The organism is Thiomicrorhabdus immobilis (assembly GCF_021654855.1).
Classification (GTDB): Bacteria; Pseudomonadota; Gammaproteobacteria; order Thiomicrospirales; family Thiomicrospiraceae; genus Thiomicrorhabdus; species Thiomicrorhabdus immobilis.
Genome location: NZ_AP024202.1, coordinates 309,723 through 327,039, shown reverse-complemented (window position 1 = coordinate 327,039; position 17,317 = coordinate 309,723). Strand labels below are relative to the sequence as shown.

Genomic DNA, 17,317 nt, shown 5'->3' with positions numbered 1-17,317 from the left:
TTTCATTTTTGGTGTTTTAAAACTCTTAATTAGCCCTTAATTAACGTTTAATTAGCGTTTGATTCTGATATTCATTGATTATTCTGATGATTAATCTCAACCCAACGCAATAACTTAATCTCGCCGTCTAAAGTCTCAACAATCGCGGTACAGGACTCGACCCAATCGCCACAATTCAAATACTGAACATCGTCAATCATTCTGATTTCCGGATGATGGATATGTCCGCAGATAACACCAGAAAACCCCTGTTCCTTGCAATCTTTGACCACCGCCTCTTCGTAAGCGGAGATAAATGAAACCGCCCCTTTAACCTTGTGTTTCACGTAAGAAGAGAGCGACCAATACCCCATACCGAATTTACGTCGAAGTTGGTTGAAGTAACGGTTAATGATAATCAAGGTTTCGTAACTCCAATCTCCCAATAAGGCGAGCCATTTCTGGGTTTGAATGACACCATCATATTTATCACCATGCACGACCAGAAATCGCTCACCGTTTTGGGCTTGGAACACCGTCTCATCGCACAGCTCGATATTGCCAAAATCCAAGCCGGAGTAACGCCGTAAAAAATCATCATGGTTTCCGGTCACATAGACCACATCGGTACCGCGTTTGGACATCGTCAAGATCCTGCGGATCACATTGGTATGGCTTTGCGGCCAAAACATGCGTTTCTTCAATCGCCAACCATCGATAATATCGCCCACCAAATAGAGTTTTTCACATTCGTTATATTTTAGGAACTCGGCCAGAAACACATCCTTACAACCTTTTGCCCCCAAATGCACATCGGAAATAAAGATGGTTCTATAGGCATGTTTCTTATGATCATTTTCGGCCAATATAAAATCATCTTGGGCGATAGAAGCCATCCAATCGGGCAATAGCGTGTTTTCCAGGTTATTCATTAGGGAAAGGTTTGATGACATATAAAACTCAATAATAATTCAATATTCCAAACAGTCTACAAACTTTTTTTGACAGTTAAATGACGCTTAAATGAACATACAAGAACAAGTCTGACATTGGATTTCGCCTAAGAAAAAACACTCCCAACAGCTTAAATTAACGCCTTAACTAAAAGATTGAACGAAGTACGTTAATCAATCCTCGATTAAAGGCAGGATGTCATAGTTATCTGTCGCCATAAACGGTACAATACTCGCCACTATTTTTAACTAAAAGTCCCTTCATTATGAGCAATGCACAACTAATTTTGCTGGATAAGCGCAACCAACCTGTCAAAGAGTATCTTGTCGCGGTCGCGGCCTCCGACGGTTTAAACATTAAAGGGGTCGAAGTCATGGCCTCACCAGCTAAAGGCGAAAAGTCATTACTGAATGCGAGCATCTATATTCCGCCGCTGGAAAAGTTTGATTACAACCCTAAAAAATTAGTGGCTGAATCCTTAAGCAAGCTGATTATTGGTGAAGAGACTCTCTCTATAGATAGCTTTATTGAACGTTGCTCGGAAGATCCTGCGGTACGTGAAGCCTTGACCAAATCCATCACCAAATTCTCTAAAAACCTTGAAAAACTCATCAAAGAGTTTTGTGTTTCCGATGTGATTCCACTGATTCAAGAGAGCCGTAATGACGCTTTGTTCAAACTGAAAACCCACGCTAAGGAACTGAAAGGCAAAAATATTGTCTGTCTTGATATTGAAGCCACTAATATCTCGACCGATCCTGAAGCGGACATCATCCAGGTTTCTGCCTGCGATATTAATGGTAAAGAACTGTTCAACCAGTTGATCAACCCGGGTTACGATATTCCAGAGAATGATAAACACAATATCACCACCGAGATGGTTCAAGGCCAGCCTACGCTTGGACAAGCTTGGGATATGATTCACGACACCTTACTAGAGGCCGATATCGTCTTGGCTTACAGCACAGAAAGTGACTTCATGTACCTAGAAAAAAGTGCTGAAAAGAAGATGCTTAAGTTCGATTTAGATTACAACACCTGGTTAGATGCGGCTGAATTGAGCAAAGACCTGATCGGTGCGATGCGCTGGCACAGCGAAAACATGTATTGGTTCTTTAAAACCCCGAAGCTTACCGTGGCCTATGAGGAAGTATTGGGCAAACCTTTTCCTGGCGATGCCCACGATGCCTTAGCGGATGCCCGTGCTACGGTAGAGCTTTTCAACGCCATGCTTGAAAAAGGTAAACAGTCCAAAGTGGAAGAGAAGAAGCCTAAAAAACAACAAGAGCAAATCACCAACAACCCATTTGCCGCGCTAGCTCAACTCAAATGATTGGATTTACAGATGTGTGATACGACTTTCAAACAACTCGAAAAAGCCAAACAAGGTGAAGAATTTGATTGGGAAACCTTAAAAAGCCAAATCAAATTCGACCAGGACGGTTTGATTCCGGCTATTGCCCAGCAATTTGACAGCAAAGAGGTGTTGATGATGGCTTGGATGAATGAAAAATCGCTACAGGAAACACTGGAAACAGGACGTGTTTGTTATTGGTCACGTTCACGCCAAAACTACTGGCGAAAAGGTGAAGAGTCAGGCCAAGTCCAAATATTGAAATCACTGAGTTTCGACTGTGATGGTGACACCATCCTGTTACAAGTAGACCAAACTGGCCCTGCTTGCCACTCAGGAAGAAGAAGCTGTTTTTATACCCAAATTGTTGGTCAAAAAGCGATTATTACCACAAATCCGTTGATTGACCCGGAAGAACTTTATAAAAAATAGTTTTTCAGGCTTTCAAAGCGACCAGGCCTGGTCGCTTTTTTTTAAGAAATTTCCGCCTCGGCAAAACTGGCTAAGGTATTCATATTTTGGAACGCTTCGGGACAACAGTCTGCAAAATTTGCGGTTGTATGGGCGTTTTCCTTCACCCAGCGATTCACACTCAGATGATTCTTGGCGATTGCCTCACTCAATGAGTCTTGCATAGAGCGATGCATCAATAAATACAACGGCTGAATACGTTCGCCATCGTCAACCACCACTAAAGGGTTGTTTTGCGACTGATAGGCTTCCAGCAACCGGTTTACAAAGTCATGCGGCAGGTTAGGATTGTCGCAAGGCACAAACACCGCCCAATCGGTTTCAATATATTGCCAAGCAGCATGCATCCCTGCTAAAGGCCCGAGAAACCCTTGGTATTCATCTGAAAACAACTGTCGGGTTAATCCATGATAGCGTTCAAGCTCTGCATTGGCATTCACCCAAACCGAAACCGTCTGCTCCGTCAAAGAGTGCATAATCGGTTTTAGAATGGGTTCACCTTTGTAGGTTAGCAACGCTTTTTGCTGATAACCCACTCGGCTTCCCCGACCACCCGCGATAACAACCCCACTGATATCCGAGAACGTAGGAGACAGGTTTTCGCTAAACACCTTAGCAGTCATACAGAGCAATATTCCAATTTATCCAGCCCATTTAATCAAAGTGGCATCAAACTGCTCTCGGTTAATCGGCTTCGCTAAAAAGTCGTCCATCCCCACTTGATAGCATTTTTCTTTGTCTTCCGTTAACACATTGGCGGTTAAGGCGATAATGGGAATAGGATGGCTCTGTAAACTCATTCGTTCCTCTTTACGGATTATTTTGGTCGCCTCAAAGCCATCCATGACAGGCATCTGGCAATCCATCAAAATCAACTGATACTTATGTGCATCCAAACGCCAGTAATCCACCCCTTTCAAACCGTTTTCGGCAATATCAATCTTGGCGCCGAGGCGTTCTACAAACGCTTCTATCACTCGTTGGTTAATTGAATTATCCTCAATCAACAAAACGGTCTTTCCAGCTAACGGCAAAGGAGAATCGTCAGGGTTTTGCAAGTGAATTTGCTTATCTTTTCCTTGGGTTTCATCCACGCTCTGGGTCGCCTCTAAAGGAAGCTTGACCCAGAAGGTGCTCCCCTTATTGAGCTCGGATGACACGCCTATGCTTCCACCCATCAAATCAACCAATTGCTTACAAATCGCCAATCCTAATCCGGTGCCTCCAAACTGCCTGGATGTAGATTCATCGGCCTGAGTGAAAGAATCAAACAATTTATTCAAGTGTTCAGAGGCAACTCCGATTCCACTGTCTACGACTTCAATCAGCAGCCTTGATATATCGCCAGCAACAGGGCTTACCTGTATCTGAACCTGCCCTGTTTCGGTGAACTTAAGGGCGTTACCCACTAAATTGAACAGCAACTGCTGCATTCGTAAAACATCCCCCAGATAGTTTTCAGGTAATTGATCACTATAATTGAAAGAGAGTGCCAAACCTTTTTCTTCGGCCATAGGGGATAGCAAATGCAAAGTCTCCTCAATTGACCCTTTAAGATTGAATTCCGCCTGGTTCAAGACGACCTGGCCTTCATCTAATTTAGCAAAATCCAGCACTTCATTGATGATACTCAACAGCACATCTCCACTATGTTTAATGGCTTGCAGATATTGCTCTTGCTGAGGGGTCAGCGCGGTATCAAACAACAAATCGGTCATACCTAAAACCCCATTCATCGGGGTTCTTATCTCGTGACTGATGGTGGCAACGAAGCGGCTTCTGGCTTTCGCCAAAGCTTCGGCCTGTTCTTTAGCAAAACTTAACTGCTGTTGTACTTGCATTTGCAATGTTACGTCACGAACCACTTGAACCAATAACGGCTCACCGTTTAACTCGATGTGGTTGAAACTTATTTCTACCGATAATTGATGGCCTTTCGAATCCCTTAAATAAAAGGTATCGATATTTGGCAAAGGCTCTTTTTCGGGAGTTAAAGCCCCTATAAACTGTCGTTTTACATGCTCGTACTGCACCAAACTCTCTGCTTCCAACCAATGGCTAAACAACACATTAACCAGTGCTTCTTTATCACATGCCAGCAAATATTCAGCCGCACGGTTGGTATTGACGATTTTCCCGTCCAAATCCAAAACAAAGATAGCCTCAGGCACCGATTGAATGAGGTCGGTTGCATTTTTTTCCGCGGTTTTTTGTGCGTGTACCGAAGTGATATAACCACGAATGCTTTCCGGTTTTCCGGCTGAGTTATACAGAATATGACTCAAATCGTAAATCCATTTAGCCCCTTCATTATTGGCATTCTTTATCCGATAGACCATTTCCACCGTTGACGTTTTCCCTTTAAAGGCATCGAGTAACGTTTGGCGAACCATAAGTGCATCATCCGGACAAATCCAATCTAAATAAGGGGTTTTAACCACCTCTTTCGAGCTTTTTCCGAACAATGAGCTTACATTGGGTGAAGCATACAATATGGACATATATTGGTCGGTTTGTTTCTCTAACAATATCGTCGGTCCGGCATTGAACATCTGATCATGTACCGCATCTTGGCGTATCTTCTCTTTCTCTTCATGCACACCTCTTACAAAGAGATAAACCAGCGTAACCACGAAAAAAACCGCTAAAAACACAGCAAGCGCGATAATGATGATGTCTTCCACAAGCTCGCGGTACACCTCGGTATTTTGAATGGCACGTACCTGCCAGGCAACGCTAGAAATAGGGGCAATAGCGAGTACATCCTTGAAGACGATATCTTCCAATTCCTGCTCTAGGTATTCAAAGTTGTCTGATAAAGGAGCACGGGCTTTGTTGGTGATATCCTTACCCAACAAAACGTGATAGGGAGGCATTTGCTCGGTGATGACTAAGTCATATTCTTTAATATTCAAATTTACAATAAAGCGCTCTAAAGGCTTAAAAGAGAGCTTTACCCAAAAACCAGCCATTTCATCAGCGGCTATAATTGGAAACAATACGTCAAAATGATATTCACCACTCGGTGAACGATGTGCACTCACCCTAGAAACAGCCGCAGCACTACTTTTCATGGTTTCTTTAATTAAGGTGTGACACTTTTCCCCCATCTGATCAAGATTACTGCCAATAACGATGTCACCTTTTGGGTTGATAATGGCAAACTCGGTTTGGGACGGAAAAAGTGATCGAATATCTTCGGTAATTTCGGCCAGATCATAAGGGTAACCACCGCCTTTTGAAAGCTGTAAGATCCTATCTTGATGGTGTGACGCAATCGATTTGACGAGTAGCTGATGCTTTTCAAGATAATCGCCCACAAAGGAGGCAAGCCCATTCGATGAAATTTGGGCTGCCTGCACAATTCTGGATTCATTCTGCAGGATAAGGTAATAGACCATTGATGAGATAACAATGGCGAAACTCAGCATGCTCAACCAGAAATACAACGGCAATTTAAAACTGGAAAGTTTAAGCCTGTTAAGCGGGGTGATTTTTTTATTGAGTTCAGACATAAAACCCGTCATTTGCTAGTTGAGAAAATTCTGTTTAAATAAAATGGATTACTTAAAGCAAACTTATTGTAACCTTACTATCACAACACGCCAATCTAGTTTAAACATCGTTCGCATGAATTTTCACAGTTTCAACCTGCAGAATTTCGCGCAATACCATGGTGGCAAAACTGCCGGCTGGAAGGGTGAAACTTAAATGCAGGTTGCATACGGGTCGATGACATCCAGCTTGCCCATCACCGTCACCCAAACCCGCTGTTTGCTGCTCTGAATCGTCAAAAGACCATTGCAAGCCCTCCGGTTTCAAGATTAACGCCCTTCTATCTTGTTTGACCCTGTTTTTGGCTAACCCATCACACCAGGCCTGGTAACTTTCGACCACTTTGCTCTCCAACGCCAATGCTTGAGCTTGTGTCGGCAAGACACCATCTCCAAACAAACCACCTGTCGGGCTTAAATCCCCATCGACAACTCGTTGTTGAAGTTCGGCCAAATCCTGTTGATCATCCGCAACAAACCATTTGCTTGAACCGGTCAGCTGTACAATATCTCCTGGCAAAACCTGGTTCCAGACATGCTGTTGAATTCTTTGGCTTAATAGATCATTGAACATCCAAGAACGCAAAGCGGAGATATACAAACTCTGTTGATTACGATTACCGCCCCTACGGTTTTTTCCACGGCCTTTTCTTGCCGAGGAATCACGCGGGTCTGCCGTTAACAGTTTTTCACCCTCTCTGAGGTTATTGGCGTTGTGACCGAAACGTTGCTCACCAAAATAATTGGGCACACCCATCAAAGCCAGTTGCTGTAATCGCGTTTCCAGTTCATGCTTGACCGCCTCCAACGAAAACGCCTCGTTTTGCACGATAGGTTCAATGTCTCGAATAACCAATTCAAAACGGTTCCCTGCCAAACCTCCTCGCTGGAGTTTGCGATTATGGCGAACCATTTTGAGGATTTTCACCCCCTCAACATGTAAATCATCTGGATTGGGGTCGGCTTTACCCGGCAGCTGAATACTGAACCATTGCCGAGTGACCGCCTGACGGTCTTTTTGCCCGGCAAACCCTACATTAGCCTTGGATGTGCCCGCCCAGTTGGCCAACTTTCCCGCGACCCAATCGGTATTTTCTCCACGTTTTTCGACCCAACACCAGAGATGCTCTCCTTCGCCACTTAACTCATAGGCGATCTGCTCAATGACCTTAAAGTCTTCAGGAACGGTTTTAAACTTTCCTTTAAACTGAGGCTGACCATTAACATAGGCTAAGGTTGAAAAATCGCCCTGCTTTACCATAATTGATTGTTGCGACATAGAATTCTCATAGAACTTTTAAAAGATGCATCAGCCTTCGTACTTGATAACATCCAACACAAATGAAAAGGCCTGGTAGATACCAGGCCTGGTGATGTATAGATTTGGAATGACATTCATTGTAAATTGGCTACCTGTGAGCCAACCCACCTATAAATCGGTAAAAATTTTCTCCGCGATTGGCAGCTCTTTACCTTGTGGTTTTTCATTATAGATTTGCACTAAAACCTGACGGATATTACCCGGCACGACATAGTCTTTAATCAACTGACGTGCATCCACTGGCGAATCCTTATGGATGTACAAATAGACGTTACGTAGGTGGCATTTATTATCGGGATCGGACGCTAATGGACGTAAGGTGCCAAACCCGGTGATTTTGACGTTCTCTTTGGTGATAATCGCAATCTTATGATAGTAGGTTGAGGTCAATGGCTTGTCAAAACAGATCTGCAAAACCCTATCGAAGTTACCCGACCCTTTGTCTAAACCGCTAACCACTTTAGCCGAGGTAATTTGCACAGGCGCTTTACTGCACCCAATCAAGGCTAATAGACTTAACATTATCGCTACCAAAAACGGCGCTTTAATCCATGTACTCCGCATAACCACCCTACCTTATCTGCCTGTTAAAAATAGCAAACCGTATTTACAAGTCAATGATTATAACGAACCACTCACCTGTTGAATACCTGCAACTTGCCAATTCCCTTCATCATTCGCCAAACGTCGAATATGCCAAATCTCATTGAAGGCATGGGCTCCTTGAACCGTATCTTCTTGAATAAACCCGCTGAAACGGATGCTCACCACAAAATACTCGGCATCGACCGCCATAGCCGCTATTTCTGCATATAAAGTGTCCACCACAGTTTGGTTGTCGCCCGGTTGTACACCACGCAACTCCTGCTGTAAGGCCTGATACAACTCTGGCGTACAGTAAGACTCGATTTCCGATAAATCCACATTATCCCAAGCTTTCTGCAAAGCCATAAAGTGCGACTTGGCGCCGTCTACAAAACCTTGTTGATCGAACCAAGCGGGGATTTCGTTCAAGTACTGTGCGTTGTCACTCAACCCTTGCCCCATTCCATCTTCTAAATCGGCACCAATAATGGAACCGCCATTATCAATAGAAGCTTGGTGTGGCGTATTTTGCGCCTCGGTACGCATTTCACGATAAGCGGCTTGCTGTTGATAAGCTGGGGTGTTTTGAGATGAAGCTCTTTCTGGAGTCGCCATCTCTTGATAGGCGTAGTCTGCTTGACGGCGTTTCGCACTAGCAAATAGCTTAAACAAGACAAAAGCCACTAAAGCGAACAGAAGAATATCAAACATCTGCAGACCTTCAAAGCCATCACCAAACAACATCGCGGCCAATAAGCCGCCAGCCGCTAAACCGGCTAAAGGCCCAAGCCATTTTGACGCCCCAGATGCTGGACGAGTTGCAGTTCCAGCATTCGCCGCGGGTTTGGTTGGCGCCGCTTTAGGTGCGGTGTTATAGGATTTTGGCGCAACCTGTTTGCTGTAACCAAAACTGCCGCCGCCACCAAAACGTTTGGCTTCGGCTACCTGTGAAACTGAAAAAAGACTGAACAGCAAGGTAAACATAACGATGGTATTCGGTTTAAAGCTCAGCTTTGAAAGATTTAACATGGACAACAATTTCACCTATAACTCCTGATTTACGCTTATATAAATAATGTCGCGTTGTTTGTATTTTATTTTAAAAATGAATCTTACCAGGCCTGGTAAGTAATCCAACAAAAACCGTCTTAAGATGCTTTAACACAGCGTGAGATGGTGTAATCCTTGCCCTGCTTGACTTTATCGTAGTTACCGAACACTTCCATGAAATTACGCTTCATGTATTGTCTTAAACCATTGATGGTCACCACCACAAACTGCCCGCCTGGTGCCAACTGCTGGTGAACGTCATGCAACAAGATGCTTAACATCTCCTTACCCACCTTAGCCGGGATATTGGAAACCACCGTGGTGAACTGAATATCCTTAGGCACCGCACTCAAACCATTCGACAAATAGGCTTTTGCATTAGGCAGGTCATTAAGTGCCGCATTTTTATTGGCATAATCCACAGCCACAAAGTCCTTATCCACCATATGAACTTGGCCTTTTGGCGCATTGGCGGCAATCGCCAAACCGATTGGGCCATAACCGCAACCGATATCCAAAGCGATTTCATCGTCCCTGATTTCCAAATACTTCAAGAAAAGATCGGTGCCCGAATCGATCTCTCGTGGGCTGAAAATCCCCCAAGTGGTCGCAAATTTAAGGTCTTTTCCTGCGAGATGTGCCTGGATATGTAAATCTTGTTTTAATTCTTCTATTGTTGCCACGTTATTTCCCAAAGTAATCTTGTTCAATTTGAATTATCATATTGTACCTTTTCTACAACCTCGAATTTAAAAAGCGTACCCGACTTAATCACCCATGCATAGTTTAAACGAAAGACAACGCCAAGCTGTAAAACACATTGATACTCCCGCCCTGGTTTTGGCCGGCGCTGGCTCGGGTAAAACACGCGTAATTACCGAAAAAATCGCTTATTTGATTCGCCAATGTGATGTCAAATCACACCATATCTACGCCGTGACCTTTACCAACAAGTCGGCCAAAGAGATGAAAGAGCGTGTGACCAAGTTGTTGAAAAACGAGAACACCACGGGTTTGAACGTTTCTACTTTTCACAACTTAGGATTGAATATCATCCGCCGTGAGTATAAAGCGTTAGGTTATAAATCGAACTTTTCGATTATGGATGCCGCAGACAGCGGGCAAATCTTAAAAGAATTGATGCTTAGACAAACCATCGACCCGGAAGTATTGGATGGTGTGCAGTGGGACATCTCCAACTGGAAAAACGCCCACATCTCACCGGAAGAGGCGATTAACAAAGCCGAAGATGCACAGCAACAAGCGCGTGCGATTCTTTACCAGGCGTACCAAAAACAGCTTAAGGCCTACAATGCGGTAGACTTTGATGATTTGATTGGCTTACCGGTGAAACTGTTTAATGAAAACCCGGAGATCCTGCAAAAGTGGCAGAATAAAGTACGCTATCTCTTGGTGGATGAGTATCAAGATACCAATGCCGCACAGTATGCTTTGGTTAAACAGTTGGTTGGAGTACAGGCACGTTTCACCGTGGTGGGCGATGACGACCAATCGATCTATGCATGGCGTGGAGCCCAACCGGAAAACTTGGCACTGCTAAAGGAGGATTTTCCTGCGTTAGAGCTGATTAAGCTTGAACAGAACTATCGTTCTACCAATCGTATTTTGAAATCCGCCAACCAGTTGATTGCCAATAACCCGCACGTGTTTGAAAAAACCCTATGGAGTGAGATGGGTGCCGGCGACCCTTTGCGTGTCATCGCCTGTGCCAATGAAAACCAAGAAGTCGAGCGTGTGGTTTCAGAAATCATTGTGCATAAATTCAAGAATAAGACCAAAAACCGCGATTACGCCATACTTTACCGAGGAAACCACCAAGCTCGTTTAATGGAACGTGCGTTGCGTGAACAGAACATTCCGTATGTCATCTCTGGTGGAAAGTCCTTTTTTGACCATGCCGAAATCAAAGATGTGATGAGTTATCTGCGTATTATCGTCAATCCGGATGATGACGCGGCGTTCCTGAGAATTGTCAACACGCCACGCCGAGAAATAGGCGCATCAACCTTGGAGAAATTGGCCACCTATGCCACCGGCCGAGGTATCAGCCTATTCGATGCGACTCAAGAATTTGGCCTGACCACCATTCTTTCGGACAAAGCCTTGAAACGTGTGCAACACTTCGGCCAACAGCTGCTGGGCTGGATTCAAGAAGCGGACAGCGCCCAAGGCGAAGAAGTGCCCTCTTTTGTGCGCCAACTGGTTGAAAAAATCGAGTACGACAACTGGATTCATGAAAACGCTAGCAACCCGAAAAGTGCCGAACGCAGAATCAACAACGTACGCGACCTGATTCTTTGGATTGAACGTATCGTCAAAAAGGCCTTGGAAGAAGATGGTGAAGAGAAACGTCTTGAAACCATTGTGACCCATATGGCGTTAATGGACATGATGGAGCGCAATGAGTCTGAAAAAGAGCATGACATGGTCAGCCTAATGACCCTGCATGCGTCAAAAGGACTCGAGTTTCCACACGTTTTCCTGATCGGTATGGAAGAGGAGCTGCTGCCACACAAACAAAACCTGGAATCACCAGGCCTGGAAGAAGAACGCCGTTTAGCTTATGTTGGCATTACCCGGGCACAACGCTCTTTAACGATGACTTACGCCACCAAACGCCGTAAATATGGTGAAGACATGGCCTGTGAACCGAGTCGTTTTTTAGAGGAACTGCCCGCTGAATCGTTACAATGGGAAGGTAAACCGGGTGTAGTGGTTTCCAAAGAGGAGCAGTTGCAAACCGGTAATGCCCATATAGCGAATTTGAAGTCCTTCCTTAAAAAGAATTAAACTTAACCAACAACATTCACCTTATTCAAGGAGCTTTCAATGACACAGACAATCATGCCATTTGAATTCGCGCCGATGCCACTTATCCACTTTGGCTGGGGGATTCGTCATAAACTCATTGAAAGCATTCAACAATCTAAGCCTGAGATGGTGGTTTTGATTACCAGCAAAACTCTGGCGCACCCTGGTGAGTTTGGAGATGTTCTATTTCAAACGTTTGAATCCTTTTGCGAAGTAAAACATTTTATCGTCTCTGGCGAACCGTCCCCGGAAGTGGTCGACAATATCGTTAAAGAGTGTGATAGCGATAGCGACATGGTGATTGGCTTGGGAGGCGGGAGCGTTTTAGATGCCGCAAAAGCGGTTGCCGGATTGCTTCCTAGCCAAACATCGGTGATGGACTATCTAGAAGGCGTTGGTGCAGGCAAGCCGTTTCACGTGGAAACCTGCCCTTTTATTGCCATCCCGACAACAGCAGGCACCGGAAGCGAAACCACTAAAAATGCGGTTTTATCAAGAATCGGTTATTTCAAGAAGTCGTTTCGTGACAATAAACTGCTAGCCAAACAGGCCTGGTTGGACCCAGAACTCTTAATATCCTGCCCAAAGGACGTGCTCTATTCAACCGGCATGGATGCATTCACCCAGTTGCTCGAATCCTATACGACCTTAAAACCCAACCCTATTACCGATGCTTTAGCCTGGCAGGGCATGACTCTGTTTAAAGACGCCTTTTCAGACATAGACTCCAATGATGAACAACGCCAAAAAACCGGTTACAGCAATTTGATGTTGGCTGCATCCTTATCGGGCACCACTTTGGCGAATGCCGGACTGGGAGCCGTGCACGGGTTAGCCGGACCCATCGGTGCCTTTTTTGAAGCACCGCATGGTATTGTCTGCGCGCGTCTATTAGCGCCGATTACCCAAGCCAATATTGAAAGCCTACAAGCATTACCAACCCAGCATGCACTAGATACTTTACTTAAATACGAACAGGTTAGCTTGCTTCTCAACCCAAACCAGTCGGCTAATGAATTGTTACCAGGCCTGGTCACATTATTAGAAGAATATGCAATCAAATATACACCTCAAGGCTTGGCCGACTTTGGCCTGACAACAGAAAATATTACACCTGTGATTGAAAATTGCCGTAGTGGCAGCATGTTGGGTAATTCAGTCACCTTGAGCGACTCGCAATTAATTCAGGCGTTACACAAAGCCATCTAACCGATTCCAGTTCAAGAAAACAGATAATCCCTGCGGATTTCGCTTCGTAATTATCTGTATTTTTGAAGATTTTTTCCTAGTATTCACTCTCGAAAAAAGGTTATGATTGCTTATAAAAAATACTTTCTAGTCACATTCAAAGACATTGAGAAAAGAAAATGAAACACTTCACTCCATTATTAGCACTATGTTTCGCGAGTTTTTTCAACACCGCTCAAGCAGACGACAGCAAACCTTTACCCCTGGATTACAATCCCGCCGGTCAAGAAACCGAAGCCCTAAAAAGCATTCCAAGCCAAGATGCTTCAATCGTTGAAAATGCCTATAAAGATTTAGACCAAGATGGTATTCAGGACAAGCTTGACCACTGTCCAAATACTATTTTGCATGTAGATGTGGACTCCAAAGGCTGCGAGCTAGACAGTGACCAAGATGGCGTATTCGATCGTTTGGACCAATGCCCGGACACGGCTCCAGGGGTTAAGGTCAATCGTTTTGGCTGTGAAGGGGACGAGGATAATGACGGCGTCATGGACAGTAAAGACCAATGCCCAGGCACCCCGGAAGGCACCCCTGTCAATGACGTGGGTTGCGCAGTGGTTAATGATGCGGATAGAGACGGTGTAAACGATGCGGATGATTTATGCCCTGACACTCCAGCTGGCACTTTAGTCAATAAAAACGGTTGTGAGCCAAAAACCATCACCTTTAGCAACATTGTATTTGATTCATTTGCACATGAAATTCGTGATGACCAAGTCAAAATCTTAAAAGCAGACATTGGTGTCTTGAACGATTTGAAAGAGGGTGAAGTTTTGCTCATCACCGGACATACCGATTGGCAAGCAAAAGCGCCTGTTAATGAACGTTTATCTTGGCGACGTGCGAATAGCACCAAGGCTTTCATTCAAAAACAACTCAACTTTGAATCTGACCGCATTTACATCAACGGTAAAGGCGAAATGGAACCTATCGCAGACAACCGAACGGCTGAAGGTCGGCAGAAGAACCGTCGCATAGAGATTAAAGTCATCCAAAAATCGCAATTACCTGCCGATGCGAAAACCACCATCCCGAAAGCGATGTTAGTTCGATAACGTATTCAGCATGTTTTCACTCATAAATAAAGGCAACCTCATGGTTGCCTTTATTTTTTCCAGTAGATAAACTGGCTTCATGAACTTTCTGCTGTCTAAACAACTTCTCTTGCTATGCCTGTTAACCGCTTCAACAGCGGTTTTGGTCATTGCAGGTGAAGCGCCTAGAGTTGTTAGCCAGCTTGAAATCGAACAAGCCAAAGCTAAATACGGCTCTCCTGCCGCCGCCCGGCTTGCCCAATGGCAGGAACTGGTCGATAAAAACCAAAACGCATCTGAAGAAGACAAGCTTGAGTTGGTGAACAACTTTTTCAACCAAGTGCAGTTTATCGACGATATCGTCCATTGGAACAAAAAAGATTATTGGGCAACCCCCCTTGAAATGCTGGCAACCGATGCAGGGGATTGTGAAGACTACTCGATTGCAAAATACTTCACTCTCAAAGCGCTTGGTGTACCTGAAAGTAAACTCTATATCACTTATGTTAAGGCCATTCGTTTAAACCAAGCACATATGGTTTTAACCTATTTTAAAACCCCGAAATCTATCCCCCTGGTTCTCGACAATATCAACAAACGCATTTTACAAGCATCAAGCAGAAAAGACCTGGTGCCTATATACAGTTTTAATGGTGATGGCCTTTGGCTGGCTCGTGAACGTGGTAAAGGTAAATCGGTATCGGGTGGTACATCCAAACTGAAGAATTGGAACAACCTTCTCAAGAGATTGAACAATCAATAACACGACAACAAACGATTTAATGAAGGTTTAGCGAACTGAACGCTTTATCGAGTAAACACTGAAGACACAAAATAAATTAGGCTAAAATACAGGGAAAAACACCCTGTGTTACAAAGGACTTAGGTATGAGTTTAAATAAACAAATGATTCTTTTCATCACCTCAATGGTAATTGTCTTACTCTTGGGTACTTTTACCTTAAACCTGAATAACACAAAACAATTCTTACAAGAGCAGTTGCAGTCACACGCTCAGGATACCGCAACTTCACTGGGACTTTCGTTGAGCAGCATAGAAAACCCAGAAGACATCTCCAGCATGGAAACCATGATCAACGCAGTTTTTGACCGTGGTTATTATTCACATATCAACTTAATCGATATGGAAAACAACATTCTATATCAACGTGAAAATGCAAAATCAATGGATGACGTACCGGATTGGTTCATCAACGCCATAGAGTTCCACACACCCGAAGCACAAGCACTGGTTCAAGCAGGCTGGATTCCAGTTGGTACAATTAACGTAGCCAGCCATGCGGGTTACGCCTACATTGAATTATGGAAAGCGGCGACCAACCTATTAGCCTGGTTCAGTTTAGCGGCGCTAATCGCCATCCTGATTGCAATCTACACCCTGCAAATCATGTTGAAACCATTAAAAGATATGGAGAAACAGGCAGAAGCGATCGTTAAAAAAGAGTATCTGATTCAACAGCACTTGCCATCGACCATCGAGTTTAGACAAGTCGTATCTGCCATGAACGGTATGGTCACCAAACTAAAATCGGTATTCGAAAGAGATGCCAATACCGCAGAAAAACTACAAAGGATGGCCTATCAGGATAGCGTTACCCAGCTGAGTAATCGCCGCCATTTTGAAATGATTATAGACAGCCTGCTTGACCCAAATGACGATGTTCCTGCAGGTGTGATTTGCCTGATACGAGTCAATCAACTCAAGGAACTCAACGATCAATTTGGTTACCTGGCCGGCGATAAACTGATGAAATCACTTGCCGATGAGATGAAAACCCGTCTGCATCATGAAAACAGCATCTTTGCTCGCCTAAACGGAACGGAACTTGTTGCGGTTCTTCCTGGACTGGTGGCTCATCAAATAGAAGAATCGGCCAAAACAATTTGTCAGTCCATGCCGAATATCTTAAAAACAATCCAAGCGGATGATGCGAGCACATCCATCTCATTAGCCTATACCAGTTATCAACCTGGCCAAAGTCGAGGCCCAATCATGGGTAACTTAGACTTTGCCATTGAACAAGCCGAAAAACAGGGTTCAAACACGTTCTTTTACTACAATACCAACCTGGATCAATCCAATCTAGACAGCAGTTGGGAGCAATCACTGACTCAAGCGATTAAAGACAAACGTTTCTTACTGTTTCACCAAAGTGCCTACGACACCGAACTCAAAGTTCATGACCAAGAGCTGTTTATTCGACTTAAAGATACCGATGGCACCATTCGTTCTGCGGCGTACTTTATGCCCACTGTCGAACAGTTTCATAAAACTGCAGAAATCGATTTACTGGTTATCAATCTAGCCATTCAGCACCTAAAAACTCACCCCGACACCGCTCTGCTTTCCATCAACCTATCCAAGGCGATATTGGACAATGAACAATTCCATAAAACCTTGATACAGACATTAGCCGATAACGCCAAATTAACATCACGTATCGCATTTGAACTGCCGGAACGCCTGGTAATCGAACAGAAACCTAAAGCTTGGCCGCTTATCCATAATCTGAGAAAGCTGGGGATAAACATTGGTATCGACCACTTCGGGACAAGACTGGGGAATATGCGTTATCTACAAGATCTTCGCCCGGACTACATCAAGCTTGATGCGGCATTCACCAAAGCGATTGAAAATGACGAACAAACCCGCAACTATGTTTCAAGCTTATGTGAACTGGCAGATGGCTTGGACATTGACGTCATTGCCATGACGGTTGAGAATGAAACTCAGTTAAAAGCCTTTAATGAACTGGGGGTCAGATACTCTCAAGGTTATTTATTTGGTGCGCCAGCCGCGTTAAATTAATAATACAGCGGCTATTTTAAAGAGACTGGCAGACATTCATGCAGCTTCCCAGCATCGAGCAACATGGCATCGAATCAAAATGAAATGAATTGCCAAAAAAGAC

General features: G+C 44.2%; 14 protein-coding genes. 7 read left to right on the top strand and 7 right to left on the bottom strand.

Annotation, left to right across the window (positions count from 1 at the left end; genetic code table 11):
- Positions 1-71 precede the first annotated feature (71 nt).
- Positions 72-932: a UDP-2,3-diacylglucosamine diphosphatase gene (locus L6421_RS01335; RefSeq protein WP_237262181.1), complete on the bottom strand. Its 861-nt coding sequence runs from the start codon at positions 930-932 to the stop codon at positions 72-74.
- A gap of 266 nt (positions 933-1,198) precedes the next feature.
- Between L6421_RS01335 and L6421_RS01330 the strand changes: the two genes are divergently transcribed.
- Both L6421_RS01330 and hisI read left to right on the top strand, forming a co-directional pair.
- On the top strand, positions 1,199-2,266 hold the full coding sequence (locus L6421_RS01330; RefSeq protein ID WP_237262180.1) for a 3'-5' exonuclease: 1,068 nt from the start codon (positions 1,199-1,201) through the stop codon (positions 2,264-2,266).
- 12 nt (positions 2,267-2,278) lie between these two features.
- Complete coding sequence (hisI, locus tag L6421_RS01325) at positions 2,279-2,719, top strand: phosphoribosyl-AMP cyclohydrolase (protein WP_237262179.1); 441 nt, start codon at positions 2,279-2,281, stop codon at positions 2,717-2,719.
- A 41-nt stretch (positions 2,720-2,760) separates the two neighbouring features.
- On the opposite strand, the gene mobA is transcribed toward hisI, so the two are convergent.
- From mobA to L6421_RS01295, 6 genes are all read right to left on the bottom strand, one after another.
- Positions 2,761-3,381, bottom strand: coding sequence for a molybdenum cofactor guanylyltransferase MobA (gene mobA, locus L6421_RS01320; protein WP_237262178.1), 621 nt, complete (start codon positions 3,379-3,381; stop codon positions 2,761-2,763).
- A gap of 18 nt (positions 3,382-3,399) precedes the next feature.
- Positions 3,400-6,273 (bottom strand): PAS domain-containing hybrid sensor histidine kinase/response regulator, encoded by a 2,874-nt coding sequence (locus tag L6421_RS01315; RefSeq protein ID WP_237262177.1) that lies wholly within the window; start codon positions 6,271-6,273, stop codon positions 3,400-3,402.
- A 100-nt stretch (positions 6,274-6,373) separates the two neighbouring features.
- Positions 6,374-7,591: a tRNA pseudouridine(13) synthase TruD gene (gene truD, locus L6421_RS01310; RefSeq protein WP_237262176.1), complete on the bottom strand. Its 1,218-nt coding sequence runs from the start codon at positions 7,589-7,591 to the stop codon at positions 6,374-6,376.
- A 150-nt stretch (positions 7,592-7,741) separates the two neighbouring features.
- Positions 7,742-8,197: a hypothetical protein gene (locus L6421_RS01305; protein WP_237262175.1), complete on the bottom strand. Its 456-nt coding sequence runs from the start codon at positions 8,195-8,197 to the stop codon at positions 7,742-7,744.
- A gap of 57 nt (positions 8,198-8,254) precedes the next feature.
- Entirely contained in the window at positions 8,255-9,247 is a 993-nt protein-coding gene (locus L6421_RS01300; RefSeq protein ID WP_237262174.1) for a Tim44 domain-containing protein, read from the bottom strand.
- 119 nt (positions 9,248-9,366) lie between these two features.
- Positions 9,367-9,951, bottom strand: coding sequence for a class I SAM-dependent methyltransferase (locus tag L6421_RS01295; RefSeq protein ID WP_237262173.1), 585 nt, complete (start codon positions 9,949-9,951; stop codon positions 9,367-9,369).
- A 94-nt stretch (positions 9,952-10,045) separates the two neighbouring features.
- On the opposite strand from L6421_RS01295, the gene rep reads away from it, so the two are divergent.
- The 5 genes from rep (at position 10,046) to L6421_RS01270 (ending at position 17,214) form a co-directional block, all read left to right on the top strand.
- The gene (gene rep, locus L6421_RS01290; RefSeq protein WP_237262172.1) at positions 10,046-12,079 is read left to right on the top strand and encodes a DNA helicase Rep; all 2,034 of its coding nucleotides are present in this window, start codon (positions 10,046-10,048) and stop codon (positions 12,077-12,079) included.
- 39 nt (positions 12,080-12,118) lie between these two features.
- Positions 12,119-13,309, top strand: a complete 1,191-nt coding sequence (locus L6421_RS01285; protein WP_237262171.1) for an iron-containing alcohol dehydrogenase — start codon at positions 12,119-12,121, stop codon at positions 13,307-13,309.
- A gap of 158 nt (positions 13,310-13,467) precedes the next feature.
- Positions 13,468-14,406 carry an OmpA family protein gene (locus L6421_RS01280; protein ID WP_237262170.1) on the top strand — a complete coding sequence of 313 codons (939 nt, stop codon included), beginning with the start codon at positions 13,468-13,470 and terminating at the stop codon, positions 14,404-14,406.
- Between the two features lie 79 nt (positions 14,407-14,485).
- Entirely contained in the window at positions 14,486-15,148 is a 663-nt protein-coding gene (locus L6421_RS01275; protein ID WP_237262169.1) for a transglutaminase-like cysteine peptidase, read from the top strand.
- A gap of 125 nt (positions 15,149-15,273) precedes the next feature.
- Positions 15,274-17,214: a bifunctional diguanylate cyclase/phosphodiesterase gene (locus L6421_RS01270; protein ID WP_237262168.1), complete on the top strand. Its 1,941-nt coding sequence runs from the start codon at positions 15,274-15,276 to the stop codon at positions 17,212-17,214.
- Positions 17,215-17,317: the final 103 nt, after the last annotated feature.

Excerpts from the sequence above, each read along its gene's own strand:
- truD (WP_237262176.1), bottom strand. The coding sequence starts at position 7,591 with ATGTCGCAACAATCAATTATGGTAAAGCAGGGCGATTTTTCAACCTTA.
- L6421_RS01305 (WP_237262175.1), bottom strand. The coding sequence starts at position 8,197 with ATGCGGAGTACATGGATTAAAGCGCCGTTTTTGGTAGCGATAATGTTA.
- L6421_RS01285 (WP_237262171.1), top strand. The coding sequence starts at position 12,119 with ATGACACAGACAATCATGCCATTTGAATTCGCGCCGATGCCACTTATC.
- L6421_RS01300 (WP_237262174.1), bottom strand. The coding sequence starts at position 9,247 with ATGTTAAATCTTTCAAAGCTGAGCTTTAAACCGAATACCATCGTTATG.
- rep (WP_237262172.1), top strand. The coding sequence starts at position 10,046 with ATGCATAGTTTAAACGAAAGACAACGCCAAGCTGTAAAACACATTGAT.
- L6421_RS01280 (WP_237262170.1), top strand. The coding sequence starts at position 13,468 with ATGAAACACTTCACTCCATTATTAGCACTATGTTTCGCGAGTTTTTTC.
- L6421_RS01315 (WP_237262177.1), bottom strand. The coding sequence starts at position 6,273 with ATGTCTGAACTCAATAAAAAAATCACCCCGCTTAACAGGCTTAAACTT.
- L6421_RS01275 (WP_237262169.1), top strand. The coding sequence starts at position 14,486 with ATGAACTTTCTGCTGTCTAAACAACTTCTCTTGCTATGCCTGTTAACC.
- hisI (WP_237262179.1), top strand. The coding sequence starts at position 2,279 with ATGTGTGATACGACTTTCAAACAACTCGAAAAAGCCAAACAAGGTGAA.
- L6421_RS01270 (WP_237262168.1), top strand. The coding sequence starts at position 15,274 with ATGAGTTTAAATAAACAAATGATTCTTTTCATCACCTCAATGGTAATT.
- L6421_RS01335 (WP_237262181.1), bottom strand. The coding sequence starts at position 932 with ATGTCATCAAACCTTTCCCTAATGAATAACCTGGAAAACACGCTATTG.
- L6421_RS01330 (WP_237262180.1), top strand. The coding sequence starts at position 1,199 with ATGAGCAATGCACAACTAATTTTGCTGGATAAGCGCAACCAACCTGTC.
- mobA (WP_237262178.1), bottom strand. The coding sequence starts at position 3,381 with ATGACTGCTAAGGTGTTTAGCGAAAACCTGTCTCCTACGTTCTCGGAT.